We start from the raw sequence: 21471 nt of genomic DNA, 5'->3' as shown, positions 1-21471 counted from the left end.
CTAGGAGAGACATGAGCGGCAAGGGCGCACCCGTCCTCAGCGTGAAGAACTGCGGCGACCTCCGGGTGGCGGTCATCGCGGCGCAGTGGCACGAGAAGATCATGGACGGTCTCGTCGACGGCGCCCTGCGCGCCCTCAGCGAGCTGGGCATCGACGAGCCGACGCTGCTGCGCGTCCCCGGCAGCTTCGAGCTCCCGGTCGTGGCGAAGGTACTCGCCGGTCGCGGCTACGATGCCATCGTGGCGCTCGGCGTCGTCATCCGCGGCGGAACGCCGCACTTCGAGTACGTGTGCCAGGGCGTCACCCACGGCCTCACCCAGGTCTCGATCGACACCGGCGTACCCGTCGGATTCGGTGTCCTCACCGTCGACAACGAGGAGCAGGCGCTCGACCGGGCCGGCCTCGAGGGATCCTCCGAGGACAAGGGCCACGAAGCGGTCACCGCCGCCGTCGCCACCGCCACCACGCTGCGCACGGTCAGCGAACCCTGGCGCTGAGTGCGCGCCCCTTACCCCGTACTCTTAGGACCATCATGGCGAATAAAACCTTCGAAGAGCTCTTCTCCGAGCTCAAGCTCAAGGCAGAGACCGGCGACCCGGCCACCTCCCGCACCGCGGAGCTGGTGGACAAGGGCGTCCATGCCATCGGCAAGAAGGTCGTCGAGGAGGCCGCCGAGGTCTGGATGGCCGCCGAGTACGAGGGCAAGGAAGCGGCCGCCGAGGAGATCTCGCAGCTGCTGTACCACGTCCAGGTGATGATGGTCGCCCGCGGGATCTCGCTCGACGACGTCTACGCCCACCTCTGAGCACACACGTCTCCCCCTCCCCAAACTCCCAGGCAAAGGAAGCTCACCCCATGCTGCGCATCGCCGTCCCCAACAAGGGTTCCCTCTCCGGACCTGCGTCGGCAATGCTCCATGAGGCCGGCTACCGCCAGCGCAAGGAGTCCAAGGAGCTCGTGGTCATCGACCCCGACAACGAGGTCGAGTTCTTCTACCTGCGGCCGAAGGACATCGCGATCTACGTCGCGTCCGGGAAGCTGGACATCGGCATCACCGGCCGCGACCTGCTCCTGGACTCCGGCGCCAGCGCCGAGGAGATCCTCGCGCTGAACTTCGGCCGCTCCACCTTCCGGTACGCCACCCGCCCGGGCACCGCGAACGGCCCCGAGGACTTCGGCGGCATGACGATCGCGACCTCCTACGAGGGCATCGTCGCCAAGCACCTCGCCGACCAGGGCATCGACGCCTCCGTCGTCCACCTGGACGGCGCGGTGGAGACCGCGATCCAGCTGGGCGTCGCCCAGGTCATCGCGGACGTCGTGGAGACCGGGACCAGCCTGCGCAACGCCGGCCTGGAGGTCATCGGCGAGCCGATCCTCACCTCCGAGGCCGTCGTCATCCGCCGCCACGGCGCCTCGGACGACCACCCGCAGGTGCAGCAGTTCATGCGCCGCCTCCAGGGCGTCCTCGTGGCCCGCAGCTACGTGATGATGGACTACGACTGCCGGGCCGAGCACCTGGAGCAGGCCGTCGCCCTCACCCCGGGCCTGGAGTCGCCGACCGTCTCCCCGCTGCACAACGAGGGCTGGGTCGCCGTCCGCGCGATGGTCCCCGCCAAGGAGGCGCAGCGGATCATGGACGACCTGTACGAGATCGGCGCCCGCGCCATCCTCACCACCGCCATCCACGCCTGCCGCCTCTGACGGCCGCCGGCCCGCACGTCCCACCAGGCACTGAGGAACCCCCGATGTCGCAGTCCACGACGCCCGCCCTCCCGGTCACCTTCCGCCCCGGCCGTACCCGGGTCATCCTGCTGACCCTGGGGGTGGCGATGTTCGTCGTCGTCACGGCCGTCGCGCTGATGCTGGAGCGGCTCGGACCGGGGGAGCGCGCCAGCTTCGTGTTCACCGCCGCGCTGCTCTCCGGGGTCCTGGTCCTGCTGAGCCGTCCGAAGGTAGTCGCCGACGAGGACGGCGTCACGGTGGTCAACATCACCAGGAGCCGGCGGCTCGCCTGGGCGGAGATCGTCAAGGTCAACCTCCGCCCCGGTGACCCGTGGGTCTTCCTCGACCTGAGCGACGGCACCAGCCTGCCCGCGCTCGGCATCCAGCCGGGCATCGCCAGGGAATCGGCCATCCGCGACGCCCGCGCCCTGCGGGCCCTGGCGGACAGCCGCGGAACGAGCGCGGAAACCCGCTGAGCCCCTGAGGCGGGCCGGGGGAAACCCCGGTCCGTCCCCCATCCGGGGCCGACCCCCTGCCCCTCGGGGCGTTCACGTGACTACTCTGGAGACGGTGGTGCCGAGCGGCACCACCGTCTCGCGTGTGCAGGGCCGCAGCCGCGGCCCGCGAGACCACCCTTCGACCCGAGGAGTGACTCCCTCCAGCAATGGACGGATCGTCCGGTAGTACCTGCGCCGCCCCCTCCCCGGAGGCGGCGGCATGATCGTCTCCCTTCTGCTGCTCATCGCGGCCTTCCTCCTGATCCTCGCCAACGGCTTCTTCGTGGCCGCCGAGTTCGGTCTCGTGACCGTCGAGCGCGCCGAGGCCGAGCGGGCCGCGGCCGCCGGCGACCGGCGCGCCCGCACCGTCGTCACCGCGCTGCGCGAGCTCTCCTTCCAGCTCTCCGGCACCCAGCTCGGCATCACCATCACCTCGCTGGTCGTCGGCATGCTCGCCGAGCCCGCGCTCGCCGGGCTCCTGCACGGACCGCTCACCGCGACCGGCCTGCCCGAAGGGGCCGTCTCCGGTGTGTCGGTGGTGATCGGCATGCTGCTCGCCTCCGCCGTCCAGATGGTGGTCGGCGAGCTCGTCCCGAAGAACTGGGCGGTCTCCCGGCCGCTCCAGGTCGCCCGCTTCGTCGCCACCCCGCAGCGCCGCTTCTCCTCGCTGTTCCGGCCGGTGATCTCCCTGCTCAACCGGGTCGCCAACCGGCTCGTACGGCTCCTGGGCGTCGAGCCCACCGAGGAGCTGGACTCGGTCCGCACCCCCGGCGAACTCGTCTCGCTGGCCCGGCACTCGGCCCAGGCCGGCGCGCTCGAACAGGACACCGCCGACCTCTTCGTACGGACCCTGAGCCTCGGCGGCCTCACCGCCGAGCAGGTCATGACCCCGCGCGTGAAGGTCAGCGCCCTCCAGTGGGACGCCACCGCGGCCGACGTCCTCAACCTCACCCGGGCCACCGGTCTCTCCCGCTTCCCGGTCTACCGCGACCGCATCGACGAGATCGTCGGCATGGTCCACCTCAAGGACGCCCTCGCCGTCGCCCCGCACGCCCGCCTGCGCACCCCCGTCGGACGGATCGCGGTCCCGCCGCTCCTCGTCCCCGAGACGCTGCCCGCCCAGACGCTCCTGGAGCGGCTGCGCCGCGAGCAGCCGATCGCGGTGGTCGTCGACGAGTACGGCGGCACGGCCGGCGTCGTCACCCTGGAGGACATCGTCGAGGAGCTCGTCGGCGAGGTCCGCGACGAGCACGACACCGCCGCCGACGGACGGCCCGAGCTGGCCGCGGCCCCCGCCGAGGACGGCCGTCCCGCCTGGGAGGCCGACGGCTCCTGCCGGGTCCACACCCTGCGCCGGATAGGCCTCGACGTGCCCGACGGGCCGTACGAGACCGTCGCCGGCCTCGTCGCCGACCTGCTCGGGCGCATCCCGGCCCCCGGGGACCGCGCGGAGCTCCCCGGCTGGCGCCTCTCGGTGCGCCAGGTCGACCGCTACCGCGCCGAGCGGGTCCGCATCGTCCGTACGGCCCCCGACCCGGACGCGGTCATCGTGCCCGCCCCCGTACCCACCGCCGTCCCGGTCCCCGCGGAGGCGGTCCGATGAGCACCCTGCAACTCCTCTTCGCCGTCCTCCTGGTCCTCGCCAACGGCTTCTTCGTCGGTGCCGAGTTCGCCCTCGTCTCCGTCCGGCGCAGCCAGATCGAGCCGCTCGGCGGCGCCAGGGCCAAGCAGGTCCTGCACGGCCTGGAGAACCTGCCGCAGATGATGGCCGCCGCCCAGTTCGGCATCACCGTCTGCTCCCTGACGCTCGGCGCCGTCGCCGAGCCGACCGTCGCCCACCTCCTCGAACCGGTCTTCCACGCGATCGGGGTCCCGGAGGGGCTGATCCACCCGCTCGGCTACGTCATCGCCCTCGCCGCGGTCGTCTTCCTCCACCTCGTCATCGGCGAGATGGTCCCGAAGAACCTGGCGATGGCCGACCCCGAGCGCACCGCCCTCCGGCTCGCCCCCGGCCTCGTCGGCTTCGCCCGGCTCTGCCGGCCCGTCACGACCGCGCTCGGCGCCTGCGCCCGGCTGGTCCTGCGGGCGTTCAAGGTCGAGCCCAAGGACGAGGTGGAGGCGGTGTTCACCAGCGCCCAGCTCGGCCGTCTCGTGGAGGACGCGGGCCAGGCGGGGCTGCTCGACCCGGCCGAGCAGGAGCGCCTGGAGGATGCCCTCGAACTGGGCAGCCGCCCGGTGACGGACGTCCTCATCGCCTCGGCCTCCCTCGTCACCGTCCCGCCGTCGGTCACCCCGCGCGAGATCGAGGAGCTGACCGTACGGACCGGGTACTCCCGCTTCCCGGTCCGCGCCGAGGGCCGGGCGACCTTCATGGGCTTCGTGCACGTGAAGGACGTCCTGGACCTGGAGGAGCGGGAGCGGGCGGTGCCTCAGCGGCTGTGGCGCCCGATGGCGACGGTCCGCGCGGAGCTGCCGCTCGACGACGCCCTCACCGTGATGCGCCGCGCCGCCACCCATCTGGCGCAGGTCGCGGACGGCTCGGGCCGGGTCCTCGGCCTGGTCGCCCTGGAGGACGTCCTGGAGATGCTGGTGGGCGAGGTCCGCGACCCCGCGCACCGCGTGCAGCCGGTCCCGGCAGCCGTAACGGCCTAGTACGCAGGAGGCTCCTGCTGCGGGCCGCGGTCGACCGGACCGCGGCCCGACAGGACCTCGCCGTAGGCCTGCATGAGGTCGGCGAGCCGGAGGGTGGCGAGGTCCTCCCGGCTCAGGGTGCCCTGGTATCCGGAGAGCCGCAGGTCCCGGTAGGCGCAGGACTTCTCGTACAGGGTGCGCAGGAAGCGGCCGTTGCCGAGCTCGTCGATCCAGCCCTGCTCGACGACGTGCCCGCTGATCGAGCGGAGCTCGTCCCTGGCCTCGTCGTCCCAGCCGTCGCCGTTGGCCGCCGCGAGGACCTCGCCGATGGCGGTGAGCTCCAGCGGCCGGTACGAGGGGAAGTCGACCCGGGTCGTGAACCGGGAGGACAGACCGGGGTTGGTGCTGAGCAGCCGGTCCATGCCCTCGGGATAGCCGGCCAGGATCACCACGAGGTGGTCCCGGTTGTCCTCGGCCCGCTTGAGGAGCACCTGGAGGGCTTCGTCGCCGTAGGCGTCGCCCTTGCTGTAGCCGGTGTTGGAGAGCGCGTAGGCCTCGTCGACGAACAGCACGCCGCCGACCGCCGAGTCGATCAGCTCATTGGCCTTGACCGCCGTCTGCCCCAGGAACTCCCCGACCATGTCCGCCCGTTGGGCCTCGACCAGGTGGTCGCCGCCGAGCAGGCCGAGGGCGTAGAAGACCCGCCCCAGGATCCGGGCGACCGTGGTCTTCCCGGTGCCCGAGGGGCCGGAGAAGACGAAGTGGCGCTTGGGCGGCTGGACCGGGAGACCCTGCCCGGCCCGCAGCCGTGCCATCTCCAGTTGTGCGGAGAGCGCCTTGACCTGGCGCTTCACCGGTTCGAGCCCGACCATGCCCTCCAGTTCCGCGAGCGCCTCGGCGAGGAGCACCGGATCGCTGGGGCCCGCCGGGAAGCGCGGCGGCATCGGCTGGCCGGGCAGCGGGGCCTTCTGCCGTACGGTCTCCGGCGGGGTGACGGCGGCGGGCGGCACCGGTTCGGGTGCGAGCCGCAGCCCGTCGCCGAGTCCTCCGGGGTCGGGCTCGGCGCCCGGCACGGTGTCCACCGCGTCCTGGCCGAGGCCCCCGCCGAGGGTGCCCAGCGCGACCGTCGCGAGGCCGGCCGGGTCGTCCACCCCGTCGTAGCCCTCGAAGCCGTCGTACTCGGCGATCGCCGCGAGCCGGGCGGCCGTGTCCATGAACGCCGGGTCGATCCGGTGCACGGCCCGGTAGAGGGGAAGGGCGGCGGCGCTGCGCCCGGTGCCCTCGTGGGCGCGGGCGAGCCAGTAGCGCAGCTCCTTGCGCTGCGGCTGCTCGCTGCGGCAGCGCATCAGCGAGGCCGAGAGGAGCGGCTCCGCCTGGCTGTACATCTCCAGGCGGACCCGGGCCATGCCGCCGAACAGCCCGGCCTCGATGCCGAGCAGCGGGTCGTCGACGAGGGTCTCGGTGTGCCGGACGAGCTGGTCCCAGTCCTTGACGAGGTAGGCGCGGCAGGCGTGCAGGAAGCGGACCTGCGGGTCGGTGTCGACCGGGGGGAGGCCCGCGAGGGCGCGGTCGAGCTCCGGTACGTGGCGGCCGTCGAGCCAGTGGGAGGCGTGCGCGAGCAGCAGGTCGCGCGGGCTCTCCAGGACCGGCTGCACCCACCAGCCCAGCCAGTACCAGGAGTTCAGGGTGCGCCGGTAGCGGGTCCGCTGCTCGCCGAAGCGTTCGCGGTTGCGGTACATGCGCAGGAGCGCGGTCGTGGTGTCGACCCTGAGCGCGTGCAGCCCGAGCCAGGCGTCCGCCATCCCGGGATCGATCCGTACCGCCGTCCGGAACTCGTCCTCCGCCTGCGGATACGCGCCCATCGTGTAGGCGTCGACTCCGCGCAGCCAGGCGAGCTCGGCCGGGGCCTGCGAGCCCTGCATGCCGATGTCCATCGGGTCCCCCACAACCGTCATCGCATGGACGGGATTTGACCGCACCTGGGGGCATCGTACCTGCGCAGGGGGTGCGTACTTAAGCAGAAGCGCATGATCCGGAATCGGTGACCCTGGGTGAGCTTCAGGGGTCCCCGAGAGGGTCGAAGAGGGCCCCGAAGGGGCTTGCGAGGGCAGAACGAAGCCCCCGATCACGGGGGAACAACCGGGGGCTTCGTGTCTGCGGCGGCTCCGAAAAGCCGCACATTCAGAACGTAAGACCTGTACGCCCCTTGGGTCAAGCGAAGTTGAGGCACTTGCGGAAGCGGACTTTCGGCCCCTCAGTTCACGGACATGACGCCGTCACAGTGCGTGATGATCTGGTGCGCGCCCGCTGTCACGGCCGGCCCGGGAAGCCAGTCGTAGCCCTCCTGGCACTCCCGTACCAGGGTGTCGGCGAAGGCCCGGGAGGGGTCCTCGCCGAAATGGCGAGTCTCCGCCACGGTCCATCCGTCCCAGAAGGAGTCCTGCTCCGGCCCGTCCCGCCGGCGGCCGCGCGTCCAGGACTCCTCGGGCCCGCGCTCCATCCACAGCAGCCACGCCAGGAACGGCCGCACCGCCCGCCGGCCCGCGCCGACGCCCTCGACGAGGACCACCGGGGCCGGACGCAGCTCCCGCGGCTCCCCGAAGCGCCGCAGCCGCCAGTCGTACGGGCGGTAGGAGGCGGTCTCACCCCGGGAGAGCGGCTCCAGGACCTGCTCCCGCAGCCGGCCCGTCCACGCGAAGAGCTCCTCGTGCGTGGCGAGGTCGTCGAGGTGGAGGACGGGGACGTCGCCGAGGGCGGCGGAGAGACGGGCCGCGAGGGTGGACTTGCCGGAGCCCGCGTGGCCGTCGACCGCGACCAGCCGGACCGGTCCGCAGGAGGGCGGCAGCCGGAGCAGCGCGTGCGCCGCGCGGTCGAGGTCGTTCATGGCCCCAGGGTAGGGGAGCGGGGGACCGCCGCAGGTCAGGGAGGTACCGCCGCCAGTGGTGGAGACCAATATTGGTGCGGCGACGCGGGGCGAAGTGCTGGCGGAGGCCCCGCCGGAGCCGGGATAGTGGGCCCGCGCAGCCCCGTCCCGTCCGCGAGGCGCGGCGGGTCCGTACGCCCGCCGGCCCGCACCTCGGCACCTTCGCACGCCCACCGTTCTCGACTGGGGGTCACCGCCCATGACCAGCTCCACCCCACGCAGAACCGTCCTCGCCGCGGCGCTCGCGGCCGCCGCGGGAACGGCGGCCGCCGGCCCCGCCACCGCCGCACCGGACGGCGCGCCCGCACCGGAACGCGCGCCCGCACCGGACGCCGCCGAACGCGGCCACGCCCCCGCCGCCGGACTCGTCGACAACCGCTTCTGGTCCTCGTACACGGACTGGAGGTGCGGCACGGCCGCCGGTACGAAGGCGGTCGCCGGCCACCGCCCCGCCCTGGTCCTCGCCACCCCCGCCGGAAGCGTCGACTACACCGACCCGCACACCGGCCGCACCTCCGCCTGGGAGTACGCGACCTGGACCTCGCCCGTCCACACCCCGGCCGTGCCCGCCACCGAGGTCATCGCCTCCTGGAACGCAGCCACGCCCCCCGGCACCTGGCTCCAGGCCGAACTGTCCGGCACGTACTCCGACGCCACCGCCACCCCCTGGTACGTGCTGGGGCGCTGGGCCTCCGGCGACGACGACATCCGGCGCACCTCGGTCGACGACCAGACCGACGGGAAGAGCACCGTCTGGACCGACACCTTCGCGATCGACGACGCGGCGAGCGGCCTGCGGCTGCGCTCGTACCGGCTGCGCCTGACCCTGTACCGCACCCCGGGCAGCGACCTCACCCCGACGGTCTGGCGGTTCGGCGCCATGGCCTCCGACATCCCGGACCGCTTCACGGTCCCGGCCTCCGAGCCCGGCCCTGCGCACGAGCTGGAGGTCCCGCGCTACTCCCAGAACACCCACGTCGGCCAGTACCCCGAGTACGACAACGGCGGCGAGGCCTGGTGCAGCCCGACCTCGTCCCAGATGATCGTCGAGTACTGGGGGCGCCGGCCCTCGGCCGAGCAGCTGGCCTGGGTGGACCCGGCCTTCGCCGACCCGCAGGTCTGCCACGCGGCCCGATTCACCTACGACCACCAGTACCAGGGCTGCGGCAACTGGCCCTTCAACGCCGCCTACGCGGCCGGCTACCCGGACATGAACGCGGTGGTCACCCGCCTCCGCTCCCTGACGGAACTGGAATCGCTGGTGAGGGCGGGCATCCCGGCCATAACGTCCCAGTCCTTCCGCAAGGAGGAACTGACCGGAGCCGGATACGGCACCTCGGGCCACCTGATGACGGTCATCGGCTTCACCCCGGCCGGCGACGTGATCGCGAACGACCCGGCCTCCCCGAGCAACGAGGCCGTCCGCCGGGTCTACCTTCGGCACGAGTGGGAGAACATCTGGCTGCGTACGAAGCGCTACGACGCGAACGGCAAGGTCAGAGGCGGTACGGGGGGAGTCTGCTACATCTTCTGGCCGGTCAAGTCAGCACCAAGTCAGCACCGCGCGCTGCAGGCGCTCGGCCTGGTGTGAGCATGTGCGGCCCGACGGTCGTCTCGACGACCTGACGGCAGCGCTCCTGGCCGTCCTGCGTGAGGTGGCCGTACCGGTCCACCGTGACCTTGATCGAACGATGTCCGAGCCAGCGAGACACCTCGTGGATGGATACTCCGTTGGTCAGGGCCACGGTGGTCCATTTATGCCGCAAGTCGTGCGGGTTGTATGCGGGAAGCTCGAGCCGCCTGATGGCGCGGTCCCACGACTTGCGTAGAAGATCGGGATACGGCATTCCGCCGCTCGCATTGCGGATCGGAAGCCGGTCGATGAACGGCTCAAGGGAAGCCGGCACGGGTATGTCGCGCCATTCGCCTTCTTTCCGATGCTTCAACGGGGCGTATTTCGGTAGGTACTTTCCGGAGGTGTCCTTGTAGCGAATCACCTGCCGCCGGATTCGCAGGGTGCCGTCGCGCATGTCTTCCGGGAAGACTCCCAGAGATTCCCCTATGCGAAGTCCGCAACACGTCATGAGCCATACCGCCGGAGACAGGCGAGGTCCGATCTCCTTGGCGATGGCGGTTATCTCGTCGAAGCTGGGAAGTTTCCTGTCGTCGACAGGAATGACAGGGTTATCCAGCTTCTTGGCCTGCGTCATGGGATTCACGGGAATCCGCCTGTGGCGCACAGCGTGGGAGAACAGCGCCGAGAGGGCGATGTGCCGGGACTCGATGGTGTTGAGGGCCGCCCCATCCCGGCGCCAGCGTGCGTACAGACCCTCGATGTCCGCTGCGGTGACCTGCGAGATCATCTTGCTCCCCAGGTGGGGGACCACGTGGAGGCGGACGATGCGCTCGTACGACTCGAGGGTGCCGGCGGAAGCGGTCTTCTTCGCGAGCCAGTCGTCCGCGTACCGGCGGAGCGACACCTTGCCGGCGTCGGGGTCGACGTAGATGTTCTCGCGCTTGTCGCCTTCCATCTTGGTGGCGAAGTCGACCGCGTCCTTCTTCCGGGCGAACGACTTCTCCCGCTGACGCCCGGTGCGTCCGCCCGGCTCCCGGTATCGGACAGTCCACCGCTTGCCCGACGCGGCAGAACCGTTATCGATGATTTGCGCCAACCTGTTCACCCATCTCTGCTCACACGGTCGTTGGCCGTGTTTTTCAGTGTGGGTGGTGTTGTAGTCGATGTTTCCGGCCGCGCCAAATTCCTGAGCACGTGAAGATTTGACGACTCGCGTCCTCGCACGCAGGCGAGCGGTGAGCGGGGCGCTGAGGTGGCGAATGAGCAGCGCCTTCAACTCAGGGGTCAACTCCAGGGACTCGTGGAAGGGGTGAGAAGGGGAGCGTCATCCTTGGGGGCGTGAGCGCCGTCCTCCTGGTGGCCTTCTGGAACGTGATCTGGCCCTATCTCGTCGGTGCGCTCGGTCTCGGCGGCAGGTGGCGGTTGTGGCGCACCGATCGGTTCATCCGGGCGGTGATCGGCAGTGGGACTGTCCAAGGGGGCGGATCCGATCTCCACGGACAAGAGCCACTCGCTCCCGGCCCCGCGACCCGCACAGTTTCAGGAGCGTGCACCAGCCGCGGCGCGATTCAGCCACTCCAACGCCCTCTGACCCGATCTAACTTTCTGTACGCGGTCCCCGTTCCGTAAGTTACTTGAGGGACTACCAACGGGGAGACGCATGGCCTGGGACGAATGGGAGCAGATCAAGGCGGACACGGCAGCCCACCAATCCGCGTCGACGCGCCTGAACCAGCTCGCTCCGGCGGCGGAAGGCGGCGGTGCCGGCAAGCCCGACATGGCCTCCAGCCCGGCGGCCAAGAAGGCGGCAGCGAAAGCGATCAACGACGACCTGGAGCCGGGGATCACGAGGGACGGCAAGCACGCGGCCGAGACCACGAGTGCCGCGGTCAAGGCGTTCGGGGCGAAGGACGGCCACGGCTGGGACACCTCCGGCGCGCTGAAGAGAGCCCACGAGACGTGGGAGAAGCAGGTCAAGACGCTGCTCGGCCGCCTGTCCTCGGAGAAGCAGGCCCTCAGCGCGACCGGCATCAGCATGCAGAACAACGAACTCGACATCGCCGCCCGACTGGCCCGCCAGTCGCGGATCCAAGGCATCTGACGGGCCGGCAGTCCGGCCGCAGGGGAGTCATGCCGACCTATTACGAAGCCATGAGCACCGACCTATCCACGCTGACCGCCGCCGCGGGCAAGTGGGAGGAGATGGCCGCCAAGTTCAAGACGCTCGAGGAGCAGTACGAGAAGGACGTCCACGGCGTCTCGCTCGGCGAGTCCTGGATCGGCCTGAGCGCCAACGCCGCCAACGCCAGGTTCACCGTCACGCTCAAGGAACTCCAAGGAGCGCAGAAGGAGGCGAAGGCCGTCGCACTCGTCCTGCGTGACGCGCACGCCCAGCTCACCGACCTGCGCAACCGGCTCAAGGCGATCCGTGACGACGCCGTCCGGGCGGGCATGCGCGTCTCCGACCAGGGCACGGTCGCCTTCGACACGGAGCGGCTCGCCCAGGGCGAGCGCACGGCCTATGTCCACGACCCCGACTTCCAGCAGACCGCCCGCACCCAGGCGAACGAGTGGGCCGAAAAGCTCGTCCAAGCGGTCAAGGCAATCACCGACGCCGACGACGGCATCCGCCTGGCCCTCGATGCCGCCGTCCTCGACTCCGACCCCATGGACGGGACCTTCAACGGCTTCAACCGGAACCCCCAGGCGAGCCCCTACCCGTCCCTGGAGGAGGCCGGCAAGGCCGCCAACATGCCCAAGGACCGCAAGGACGTCCCCGCCTGGTGGCAGGGCCTCGACCCGGTTACCCGCGGCATCCTGCTGAAGGAGAAGGGCGACGAACTCCGAGCGGCTGGCGTCATGGACCCGCGGTACCAGTGGCACTCCCCCGACCGCGGCTCCGGCCGGTTCAACGTGGAAGAGCCCACCCCCGAGGACCTGTGGTTCCATGCGCGGGCCCTGGCCATCGCGACGGCCGGCGACGCCGTCGGAGAGACCGGAGCCTCCCGCAACATGCTGCACTACCTGCGAGGCACCGGCGAAACGCTCAACCTCGACGTGGACCGGATACTGGCCGACGACCCCGGATTCCGGTCAGAAATCGAGAACGATCACGTCGCCGATAACCAAGACGCCTGGCGACGGCAGGCACTGGATGAATTCCACAAGGCCGGGGGTGTCGAGACCGTGGTCATCCCGGTTGAGAGCAGGACCAAGCACACGAACTTGGGGAGCGACGAGTGGTTCCACGCGGTGGGATCCAACGCACACAACGTCTCCGGGTTCGTCACCGTCACCCCGGACAGTCACGGCGGCGCGCCCAAGGTCTCACTCGACTACCAGGTCAACGTCTGGGACCGCTACAACTGGGACCACAACAAGTCCACACCCTTCCTCGGCGGCCTCATCAACATCTCGGACGACGACATGGGCCGCCTGCACAAGGTGGGCTTCGGCCAGGAATTCGACATGCAGGGCGGCAGCTCCACCCACCACCACGATCTCGACAGCTCCACACCCCCGACCATCACTCCAGAGGACCAGGGACACGAAGGCACCCGGGGCGACGTGTCCCGAGGCGAGGAGAAGAACCGATGATGCCCTGCCGTACCGCGAGAGTCCGCCTGCTGGTCCCGGCGGCCGCCCTCGCCGCGGGGCTGACACTTGGCGGCTGTACGTCCGCGCCCTCGGACCACGTCACGCGCACGGCTCCCTCCGCCGGCTGGGAGAAGGGAGCGGGCGCCCCGGAGTCAGCGGCGTTCATGAAGATCCAGATCCCCCAGGGGGCGACGGAGGTGAAGGGCGGCGTACGGGTACAGCCGCAGGAGAACGTCTACCTGCTGTCCTTCGTCACGAGCGAGCAGACCGCGGAGGCGATCACCAAGGACCTGCACCCCGACTACCCCTTGGCCGTGGAAGGCTCGTCGTCCTCGTCGTCCTCGTCGTTGAGCGGAGACGGGTTCAAGCACCTCGGGCTCACACCACCGCAAGAGCTCAAGCGCGTGCGCACGACGAGCGCGTGTCCGCCCTGTGTCGGCGACTCAAGACGCCGCCACATCCAAGGCATCGAGATCCACATCGGCGAGGTTTCGGGGGATCGCGTACGGGTCTACCTGGCGGCATACTGACCGGCCCGGCACCACAACCGCCTGGTGTACCTCCACGCCTTCTGATCGTCCTCCCGGCCCGCGGCTCTCGGCGCACCGGTACGGTTCAGGCATGAGGCTGACGGGTGAATCGCAGCGGCTGGCCAGGTTCGAGTGGAAGGGCGACGTTCTTCACGGGCGCCTCATCGCTGAGGGCGGGGACGACGTCCTGGAGGTGCTGAGCGCCGATCCGGTGAGGGGAGCGGCGGAACTCACCGGCCGCCGCCTCCCGCTTCACGACGTACGGCTACTCGCCCCGGTCAGCCCCGGGAAGATCGTGGCGGTCGGCCGGAACTACGCCGATCACATCGCCGAGTTGAGTCTGGACATGCCGGCCGCGCCCCGGCTCTTCTTCAAGCCGCCGTCGGCCGTGATCGGCCCCGGAGAGCCGATCCGCTACCCGGCCCAGTCGCACGAGGTGCACTACGAGGCCGAGCTCGCCGTGGTCATCGGCCGTAAGGCCCGCGACGTACCCGCCGAGCACGCGCTGGAGTACGTCTTCGGCTACACCTGCGCCAACGACGTGACCGCCCGGGACATCCAGCGGGAGGACGGGCAGCCGTCCTGGGCGAAGGCGTTCGACACGTTCTGCCCGCTCGGGCCGTGGATCGTCACCGGCCTCGACCCGGCGAAGCTCGTCGTGCGCTGCGAGGTGAACGGCGAGGAGCGGCAGTCGGCCGGTACGGACACCATGCTGCATCCGGTCGCTTCCCTGCTGGCCTACATCACGGCGGCGGTCACGCTGGAGCCGGGTGACGTGCTGCTGACAGGTACGCCGGCCGGAGTGGGCCCGGTCGTCCCGGGCGACGAGGTCGCCGTGCACGTCTCCGGGATCGGCGCCCTGGCCAATCCCGTGGTCGGCCAGTAGCTCGGCTCAAGCTCGCAGCAGCTCGGCGAACTCCCTCCCGGCGAGCGGGGCGTGTTCGGCCGTGCGGCTGAAGTCGGTCGCGTACTTCATGACCATGCCGGTGCGGTGCTCGTCCGGCAGTGCCGTCAGGGCCTGTGTGGCAGTGCGGTACGCCTCCTCCGGCTCGCCACTCCGGGCAAGGCGCGTCGCGCGGTCCAGGCGGATCAGGGTCGGGTCGAGGTACTCGGTGGGCGGGTCGAGGTCGAGGGCGCGGTGCTGGACCTGCCAGGCGTCCTCGGTGCGGCCCAGGTGCGTCCATGCGTTGCGAGGTGCCACAGGAACTGCCGCTCGGTAGGGCCGAAGGAGGGGTCGTCACGGTCCTCGGCTGTCAGCCGGCCGAACGCGTCCTCGGCCTGGCGGAGCAGCGGCAACGCCTCGCCCCCGCGCCCCATGCGGGCGAGCGCCCGGGCCTCGACGAGCAGGCCGCGGGTGGTGGCGGGGCCGATCGTGTCGCCCAGGATGCGGCGTGCCCGGGCGGCCTGCTCGTGGGCGGAGGCAGGGGTCCCGTAGGAGAGGGGGACGATGGCCGAGCGTACGGTGAGCGCGCCTTCGAGCTGGTTGTCCCCGGCTTCCGAGGCGGCGAGGCGTCCGGTGTGGAACCATCCGCGGACCTCGCGGTGGGCGCCGAGGGCGGAGGCGAAGTTCGCGGCGAGGGTGGCGAGTTGGGCGGCGACCCGGCAGAGGCGTCGGCGGTAGCGGATGGGCTGGCGCTGCTCAAGCAGCCGCTGTACCTCGGTGAAGTCGGCGAGGACATCGGCGAGAAGCCGGTGCGGTGGCACGGTCTGGTAGGCGTGCGCGTACTCGAAGGCGGTGGTCTCCCAGCGCTCCAGGGTCGCCGGTCCGATGGCCGACGACTCCAGTGCCAGGTCCATGCGCTTCCCGTACGAGCCTTCCGAACACCGTCAGCTGTCCGTCGCCCACCGTGCCCCTTCGCATGGACACCGCCGGGCCCTCCGCCGGTATGCGGCGATTGTCGATCACGCCCGCCTCGCGGCCGGGCAGGACGCACTCAAGTCCCGGAAGGCCACGGGACTTCTGGCCGTCCTGCGTGAGCCGGCCGTACGGTCCGCCGTGGCCTTGGTCGAGCGGTGTCGGGAGCGCGATAGGCGCTCTGTCGGCGTACGGCTGGGCGTGCATACAATCGAAAAGTATGCGTTTTGGTTGAGCTGATCCTTCGGAGCGGATGTCTGAGCGGCCCAGGGGGGACGTCGGGTTGCTCGAAGACAGCAGACGCGGAGCGGCGGTGGTGCCGTTCCGCCGGGAGGGGTCCCCGATGCTCACCGACCGGTCGCACAGACGCCTGTGGCGGAGGGCCCGCGCCCTCTCGGAGGGGCTCGAACTGCCGGACCCCTTCGACGCCGAGACCTTCCTGACCCTCCTGGCCGAACGGCGTGGCCGCCCGATCGAGGTCCTGCCGGTCGCGGTGGACGCGGCGATCCCCTGCGGTCTGCTACTGACGACCGACCACGCCGACTACATCCTGTGCACCCCGGGGACCAGCGCACTGCACCGGCAGCACATCCTCGTACACGAGGCGGCCCACCTGCTCTGCGGGCACGATCGGATGCCCACCCCCGAGACGTCGGGCGTACGCGCGCTGCTGCCCGGACTCTCCCCCGACCTGGTGCGCCGGGTCCTGGGCCGCACCGTGTACGCAGAGCCCGCCGAGCAGGAGGCGGAACTGCTCGCCTCTCTCATCCTGCACCGCGCGCTGAGGGAAGGTCCCGCGCCGGGACGGGACCACGAGCGGGCCGGAACCCTCGTCGGGGCCCCCTCCCGCCGGCCCGAGCGGTCACGTGTCTGACCTGCTCGCGTACCTCCCGGCCGTCGCCGCGCTGTGGCTGGGCTGCTACGAACTGCGTCTGCTGCGCAACGGAAGCGACTCGCCCTACGCGGTGCGCCACCTGTGCCGCTTCGGATTCTGCATGGCTGCGGCGATGACCCTGCTGGCCGCCCCGACGATGTACCTGGAGTGGCTGTGGGCCCCCCGGCTGACCCACCTCCTGGGCCGCGAGACGGAGATGGCCGCCCTCGCCTTCCTCCCGCTGGCCGTCATCGAGATCGGCCTGCCCCGGTCTCGACTGCTGACTGGACGGCTGCACATCGGCGTCACCCTCGCGGCCCTCGTGCTGTGCGCGGTGCTGTTCCTCTCCTCCGGCGTACGCACCCGACACGGTTCGCTTCTCGTGGAGGGGAGCGGAGCAGTGCTCCTCGCCTCCAGCGACACGGTCTTCACCGGCTACAGCCTGTGGTGCCTGGCCATGTTCCTGGTCCCGGTGCACCGGTTCGCCCGGGGGCTGGGTCCGGGCGCGCTGCGCACGGGCCTGCGGCTGATCACGGCCAGTGTCGCGGTGGGCCTCGTCTGGGCCCTGTGGGGTGTGTCGGCGATCGTCACCGTGGCCCTGGACGGCCGGCAGAGCGCCGGGCTGGACCCGGTGGGCAGGATGCTCGGCCTGTGCTGTCTGGTCCTGGGCGTCCTGGGCGGCACCGCCGGGGGCTGGGTCTCCGTCACCACCGCGGCCGGGCGGTGGCTACGGGCCTACCGGACCTACCGTGCCCTGGAGCCGCTGTGGTCGGCGTTGCAGGCCGTCTCCCCCGGGACGGCCCTGGACCTGGGTTGGCCGCCGGTGCGTCTGTTCTCCCTGCACCGGTCCGAGTTCGCCCTCTATCGCCGGGTGATCGAGATCCGGGACGGCTACCTGGAGCTCCGCGCCTTCGTTCCCCCCGATGCCCGCGCGCTGTCGGACGCGGCGCTGGCCCGGTTCCCCGTGCCGCCCGCGGGCCGCGCGGCGATGGCGGAGGCAGCGGTCATCGCCGCCGCACTGGAGTCCGCCAGGACCGGCCCCGGCGCCCCGGCGGACCGGGACGTCGCGCTCGCCTACCCGGTCGACTGCTCGGTCGAGGAGGAAGCGGCATGGCTGGTCCAGGTGGCCGAGGCGTTCACCGTGGCCGGGCTGGTGGAGCACATGCGTCATCGGGTGGGGCGCCGGGTGGATTGATCACGAGCGTTGTCGACCACACCGCACTCGACGGACACCACTCACCCATCACCCGCGTCAACAGCGCGGGTCAATACACCGAGAGCCTGTCTTTCGGATCACGCCGGGCTCGCGGGGCCCGGGCGGGCGGTCCCGAGGAGTCCCGCCCGGGACACGGCGTCACTGGAGTCCCGCCCGGGACGCGGCGTCACTTCGACGACAGGGCCCAGGACGGGATGAGCGTCGGTCCGGACCGGGTGGGGGTGGTCGGAGCAAGGGCCGTACGGAAGAACAGGGGTGGTTCCGGGGACGGGCGCAGGCCGGAGTGGTGCATCCAGCTCGCTATCTCCACTCGGGAGGAACAGCCCAGCTTCTTCATCGTGTCCCGGATGTGGTTCACCACCGTCCACTCCGAGATCGCGAGCCGGTGGGCGATCTGCCGGTTGCTCAGACCGGCCGTCACCAGGCGCGAGACCTCGGTCTGACGCGGCGTCAACGGCTCGATCCGGGTTCGGGTGTCCGGGGGTAAGGAGCCCGTGGGTGTGGCGGCGGGAGGGGCGGGGGCCGGGACGAGGGAGGCCAACAGGTCAGGGAGCGACACTCGGGAGCCCTCGACCAGGGCACGGGAGAAGGCGGCCTCGCCCAGCAGCTCCCGCACCGGCTCCTCCAGCCGGGCCATGGCGAAGTCGGGCGTGCCCGCCTCCTCCGGGTACGCGCCGCGCCAGGTGTGGAAGGCGCCCAGGCCGCGGGCGGTGCCGATGGCGCGTTCGGCGACGTCGGGCAGGGCGGGACTGCCCAGCGTGGTGGCGATGGCGCCCAGGACGGCCGGCGGCCCCAGGACGCGCAGGGCCGACAGGGCCCGCTCGCAGTAGTGCGCGGTGGCCTGCGCGCGTCCCTCCGCGGCGGCGAAGACGGCCAGGTGGAGCAGGGCGGCACCGGCGGCGAGCGTGTCGCGCGCCTGCTGGGCCTCGGCCAGCACCTCCAGTGCGGTGGCCGCCGCGGCCGCCGTGTCTCCGAGACGGAATCCCGCGAGTGCGGCCTCCAGCGACACGTAGCGGGCCTCGTGGCGGTCGCCGTCGGACCGGTGCCGGTCGGCCGCCTCGTGGAGCAGGGTCGTGCCGCGGCAGGGGTCGGAGGCCAGGACGCACAGGGCCCGCAGCCGCGTCACCCGCGCGGACAGCCCCGCGGCTTGGGCGGCATCCGCGGTGATCCGGTCCAGCAGGTCCGTGGCGGCCTCGGGCTGGCCCGCCAGGATGCCCGCCTCGCCGAGCAGGAGGTCGACGCGGATCCGGTCGCGGTGGCCGGTCGCGGTCCACGACGGGTCGGGGCGGGGACGCCCTTCGGCCCAGGTGCTCCAGCCGCCCGTCGCCCGCCAGTAGACGCGGATGCCGTCGACGAGGCCGAGCGCCTCCTCGGTCCGCCCGTGGCGGAGCAGGGTCTCCAGTGCCGTACGGAGGTTGCGTTCCTCGCTCCAGAAGGCGGTCAGGCCCGAGTGCTGGTGCCCCGAGACGATCCGGTCGGCGGCGGCGCGGGCCAGGGCCGCGTAGTAGCGGGCGTGCGCCAGCCGGGCCGCGGTGTCCTCGGGCGGCGGGAGCCGGCGTGCGGGTCCGTCCGGCGGCAGCCGGAGCCGGAACCGGGCCGTGCCGTCCAGGCGGCCGGACGGCAGGGTGGAGGCGGTGAGCAGATGGCCGCGCAGAAGGGTCTCCAGCGCCGAGGAGAACTCCTCCGGAGCGACGGCCGTGATGTGGCGCAGCGCCTCGGGGCCGAAGCCGCCGCTGAACACCTGGCAGTGGGCCAGCAGCCAGCTGGGCGTCCCGTCGGCGGCCCGGGGAGGGGTGTCACGCGGATCGCCGTCGGGCGCCGCGGAGGGGGCGCCGTCCCCGGTGGGGACCGGGTACGGGACGGTCCGGTCGCCGAGCGAGGCCCACGCCACCTCGGGGCTCTCCAGTGCGGCGACCCGCGCGGTGCGGCAGAGCGCGCCGGGGTTGCCGCCCACCTCGACGCAGGTCCGGGCGATGACCTGCTGATTGTGCAGTTGGAGGGAGAACGCGGGATTGATCGTGCGCAGGCAGGCGAGGTACACCTGCACCGAGGGAACGCGCGCCAACGCGCCGAGATCCAGCGCCGAGCAGTCGAGCGGCACGGGCAGCGGGTCCACCGGGAAGGGGACCAGGCCGTGGGCCGCGGGGGGCTGGCGGGCCGTGCCGAGTACCACGACGGACGCGGCCGCGCAGGCCCGCAGCAGCCGGTGGTGGTCCGAGCGGTCGAGGTCGTCGACGAGCAGGAGCGGCCTGGCTCCTCCCGCGTCCCGGCCGGCGATGAGGCCGCCGAGGAGGTCGAGCGCGCTGTCCTCGTACGGCTCCTCCGTGGTCTCCAGGCGCACGGTGGTGGCGCCGGTCGACGCGCGGTACGCCGCCGCCGCCTCGGCCGCGAGCCGTGTCTTGCCCGCACCGGGGACGCCGGTCAGCAGCACTCCGGGGGTCGACGGATCCGTCAGCAGCGCCGACAGCGCGGCGATCTCGGCGTCCCGTCCGACCATGTCGGCGGGGAACGCGGCGGGTGGGCGCGCAGCGGACGGGCGGGCGTTCTTCACAGTTGAGGGCGCGGGGATCGTCAAGGACGGCTCCGGGGGGTGGACCCAGGCGGGTGGGGACAGCCAGGCGTTTCAGCTGAGATGAACAACCATTTCGCAGTTTTCATATCCGTTTACCACTTCAGCATGGCTGTCGGCTTCGGGGGTGTCAACTACAGTGAAAATCAACGGATTTGCTCGCGCTCGTGGGGTAGGAGCACGGGAGGGCGGCGGCCGAAGGGAGTGGGCAGTGGCCGAAGCGGAACCCGAGCCGTCGTCGCTGAGCCGGAAGATCGACGGACTCTTCCGGCTCGCCCGCAGGCCCGATGGCCTGCCGTTCAGCAACGAGGAGGTCGCCACCGCGTGCCGGGAGGCCGCCGGGGTGTCCTTCTCGACCACGTACCTGTGGCAGTTGCGCACCGGGCGGAGGAACAACCCGACCAAGCGCCATCTGGAAGCCCTGGCCGACCACTTCGAGGTCCCGGTCGCCTACTTCTTCGACGACGAGCACGGTGCGAAGATCGCCGCGGAGATCGAACTCCTCGGCGCCCTGCGGGACGCCGGGGTGCGCAGTGTGGCCCTGCGTGCGGTCGGGCTCTCCTCCGAGGCGCTCGGCACCGTCAGCGACCTCATCGACGTGATCGCCGTCCGTGAGGCGGCCGCCCGGCGTGCCCGGGGCGCGGGGGAGGCCCCGCCTGCGGCGGAACCCCGCGACGACCAGGTCTGAGGGCCGACCGCACCGTGCGGGGCGGCCCGTCCGGGCAGCGGGCGGGCGCCGGGGCGGCCCGGTCACCGCGGCCGGTCGGCGGGGCGGCGCAGGAAGAAGCCGGCGACGGAGCCCCGGACCCGGTCCCCGGCGTGCGGTTCCACCTTCTTGATCATGTGCGGTACGCCCGAGCGCAGGACGACCAGCCGGTTGGGGTGCGGGGCGACGTAGTGTCCGACCCGCGAGGTGAGGTGGGCGTTCTGGTCGGCGGGCCGCGCCCCGGGGGTTCCGCTGGAGACGAGCAGTTCGGCGCCCCAGGACGCCTGCCACTCGGGGTGCGCGTAGAACACGAACGAGGCGGCCCGGTCGCCGGAGTCGTCGTGCCAGGCCAGTCCGGAGCCCTGCGGGTAGAGGAAGGGGCGGCAGGTGAAGGCGTGCCAGTCCGTTCCGAACCGCCCGGTCCACGGCTCGATGCGGGCCGCCTCCTCGGCCAGTTGCTTCACCACGGCGTCGGTCGCCCCGCCGGACGGGTACGGGGCGTGGTCGGCGAAGCGCCCCTCGAAGTGGCCCTCCGGGTCGTTCAGCGTGCCGGGCCCGCTGAGGGGACTGCCGTCCAGCAGCCCGTAGACCTTGTTCCACGCCCCGTCCCGGCGTCCGTGGACGAAGTGGTAGTCCTCGGTGCGCAGTCGCTCCCACAGCGTGGCCGCGGCCTCCGGGGCGAGGAAGTCGTCGAAGACGGCGAAGCCGTCCGTGCTCCAGGTCAGTTCCATGGGTGTCCTCCGTGGGCGGGGAAGGCGGTACGGCAGGGGAG

The 21471-nt window shown here is 71.6% G+C and carries 20 protein-coding genes; 14 read left to right on the top strand and 6 right to left on the bottom strand.

From position 1 onward, the window contains the following. The first annotated feature begins 11 nt into the window (after window positions 1-11). From ribH to ACN9MM_RS07375, 6 genes are all read left to right on the top strand, one after another. Window positions 12-497 (top strand): 6,7-dimethyl-8-ribityllumazine synthase, encoded by a 486-nt coding sequence (ribH, locus tag ACN9MM_RS07400; protein ID WP_024760819.1) that lies wholly within the window; start codon window positions 12-14, stop codon window positions 495-497. Window positions 498-532: 35 nt separating this feature from the next. Continuing rightward, a complete protein-coding gene (locus ACN9MM_RS07395) occupies window positions 533-805 on the top strand; it encodes a phosphoribosyl-ATP diphosphatase (RefSeq protein WP_382868363.1) in 273 nt (90 codons plus the stop codon). Between the two features lie 50 nt (window positions 806-855). Beyond that, window positions 856-1704 (top strand): ATP phosphoribosyltransferase, encoded by an 849-nt coding sequence (gene hisG / locus ACN9MM_RS07390; protein WP_356905071.1) that lies wholly within the window; start codon window positions 856-858, stop codon window positions 1702-1704. Between the two features lie 44 nt (window positions 1705-1748). Next, window positions 1749-2201 carry a PH domain-containing protein gene (locus tag ACN9MM_RS07385; protein WP_426362892.1) on the top strand — a complete coding sequence of 151 codons (453 nt, stop codon included), beginning with the start codon at window positions 1749-1751 and terminating at the stop codon, window positions 2199-2201. 241 nt (window positions 2202-2442) lie between these two features. After that, a complete protein-coding gene (locus ACN9MM_RS07380; RefSeq protein WP_426362891.1) occupies window positions 2443-3825 on the top strand; it encodes a hemolysin family protein in 1383 nt (460 codons plus the stop codon). After that, a complete protein-coding gene (locus tag ACN9MM_RS07375) occupies window positions 3822-4874 on the top strand; it encodes a hemolysin family protein (RefSeq protein WP_426362890.1) in 1053 nt (350 codons plus the stop codon). Before ACN9MM_RS07380 ends, ACN9MM_RS07375 begins: the two co-directional genes overlap by 4 nt. On the opposite strand, the gene ACN9MM_RS07370 is transcribed toward ACN9MM_RS07375, so the two are convergent. Next, complete coding sequence (locus ACN9MM_RS07370; protein WP_426368694.1) at window positions 4871-6787, bottom strand: AAA family ATPase; 1917 nt, start codon at window positions 6785-6787, stop codon at window positions 4871-4873. The two genes, ACN9MM_RS07375 and ACN9MM_RS07370, sit on opposite strands and share 4 nt — an antisense overlap. A 320-nt stretch (window positions 6788-7107) precedes the next feature. Beyond that, a complete protein-coding gene (locus tag ACN9MM_RS07365; protein WP_426362889.1) occupies window positions 7108-7737 on the bottom strand; it encodes a uridine kinase family protein in 630 nt (209 codons plus the stop codon). A 238-nt stretch (window positions 7738-7975) separates the two neighbouring features. Between ACN9MM_RS07365 and ACN9MM_RS07360 the strand changes: the two genes are divergently transcribed. Beyond that, window positions 7976-9367: a peptidase C39 family protein gene (locus tag ACN9MM_RS07360; RefSeq protein WP_426362888.1), complete on the top strand. Its 1392-nt coding sequence runs from the start codon at window positions 7976-7978 to the stop codon at window positions 9365-9367. Here ACN9MM_RS07360 and ACN9MM_RS07355 read toward each other — a convergent pair. After that, window positions 9315-10628 carry a tyrosine-type recombinase/integrase gene (locus ACN9MM_RS07355; protein ID WP_426362887.1) on the bottom strand — a complete coding sequence of 438 codons (1314 nt, stop codon included), beginning with the start codon at window positions 10626-10628 and terminating at the stop codon, window positions 9315-9317. The two genes, ACN9MM_RS07360 and ACN9MM_RS07355, sit on opposite strands and share 53 nt — an antisense overlap. A 384-nt stretch (window positions 10629-11012) precedes the next feature. On the opposite strand from ACN9MM_RS07355, the gene ACN9MM_RS07350 reads away from it, so the two are divergent. The 4 genes from ACN9MM_RS07350 (at window position 11013) to ACN9MM_RS07335 (ending at window position 14365) form a co-directional block, all read left to right on the top strand. Beyond that, window positions 11013-11453, top strand: coding sequence for a hypothetical protein (locus tag ACN9MM_RS07350; protein WP_426362886.1), 441 nt, complete (start codon window positions 11013-11015; stop codon window positions 11451-11453). 50 nt (window positions 11454-11503) lie between these two features. Next, window positions 11504-12949 carry a hypothetical protein gene (locus ACN9MM_RS07345; protein ID WP_426362885.1) on the top strand — a complete coding sequence of 482 codons (1446 nt, stop codon included), beginning with the start codon at window positions 11504-11506 and terminating at the stop codon, window positions 12947-12949. Between the two features lie 164 nt (window positions 12950-13113). Next, window positions 13114-13479 (top strand): hypothetical protein, encoded by a 366-nt coding sequence (locus ACN9MM_RS07340; RefSeq protein WP_426362884.1) that lies wholly within the window; start codon window positions 13114-13116, stop codon window positions 13477-13479. A gap of 91 nt (window positions 13480-13570) precedes the next feature. Further along, window positions 13571-14365 carry a fumarylacetoacetate hydrolase family protein gene (locus tag ACN9MM_RS07335; RefSeq protein WP_426362883.1) on the top strand — a complete coding sequence of 265 codons (795 nt, stop codon included), beginning with the start codon at window positions 13571-13573 and terminating at the stop codon, window positions 14363-14365. Window positions 14366-14568: 203 nt separating this feature from the next. On the opposite strand, the gene ACN9MM_RS07330 is transcribed toward ACN9MM_RS07335, so the two are convergent. Further along, complete coding sequence (locus ACN9MM_RS07330; RefSeq protein ID WP_426362882.1) at window positions 14569-15276, bottom strand: hypothetical protein; 708 nt, start codon at window positions 15274-15276, stop codon at window positions 14569-14571. Between the two features lie 401 nt (window positions 15277-15677). Here ACN9MM_RS07330 and ACN9MM_RS07325 point away from each other — a divergent pair, with 401 nt between their 5' ends. Next, window positions 15678-16208 (top strand): ParH-like protein, encoded by a 531-nt coding sequence (locus ACN9MM_RS07325; RefSeq protein WP_426362881.1) that lies wholly within the window; start codon window positions 15678-15680, stop codon window positions 16206-16208. Further along, a complete protein-coding gene (locus tag ACN9MM_RS07320; RefSeq protein ID WP_426362880.1) occupies window positions 16201-17403 on the top strand; it encodes an MAB_1171c family putative transporter in 1203 nt (400 codons plus the stop codon). Before ACN9MM_RS07325 ends, ACN9MM_RS07320 begins: the two co-directional genes overlap by 8 nt. A 187-nt stretch (window positions 17404-17590) precedes the next feature. On the opposite strand, the gene ACN9MM_RS07315 is transcribed toward ACN9MM_RS07320, so the two are convergent. After that, window positions 17591-19921, bottom strand: coding sequence for a LuxR C-terminal-related transcriptional regulator (locus ACN9MM_RS07315; RefSeq protein WP_426362879.1), 2331 nt, complete (start codon window positions 19919-19921; stop codon window positions 17591-17593). 283 nt (window positions 19922-20204) lie between these two features. On the opposite strand from ACN9MM_RS07315, the gene ACN9MM_RS07310 reads away from it, so the two are divergent. Next, window positions 20205-20681, top strand: coding sequence for a helix-turn-helix domain-containing protein (locus tag ACN9MM_RS07310; protein WP_426362878.1), 477 nt, complete (start codon window positions 20205-20207; stop codon window positions 20679-20681). Window positions 20682-20743: 62 nt separating this feature from the next. Here the strand turns inward: ACN9MM_RS07310 and ACN9MM_RS07305 are convergent, their stop codons facing one another. Further along, the gene (locus ACN9MM_RS07305; protein WP_426362877.1) at window positions 20744-21430 is read right to left on the bottom strand and encodes a 2OG-Fe(II) oxygenase; all 687 of its coding nucleotides are present in this window, start codon (window positions 21428-21430) and stop codon (window positions 20744-20746) included. Window positions 21431-21471: the final 41 nt, after the last annotated feature.

It is taken from the genome of Streptomyces sp. E-08, assembly GCF_049913095.1.
In the GTDB taxonomy this organism is placed as follows: Bacteria; Actinomycetota; Actinomycetes; order Streptomycetales; family Streptomycetaceae; genus Streptomyces.
This window is presented reverse-complemented; position numbering and strand designations above follow the sequence as displayed.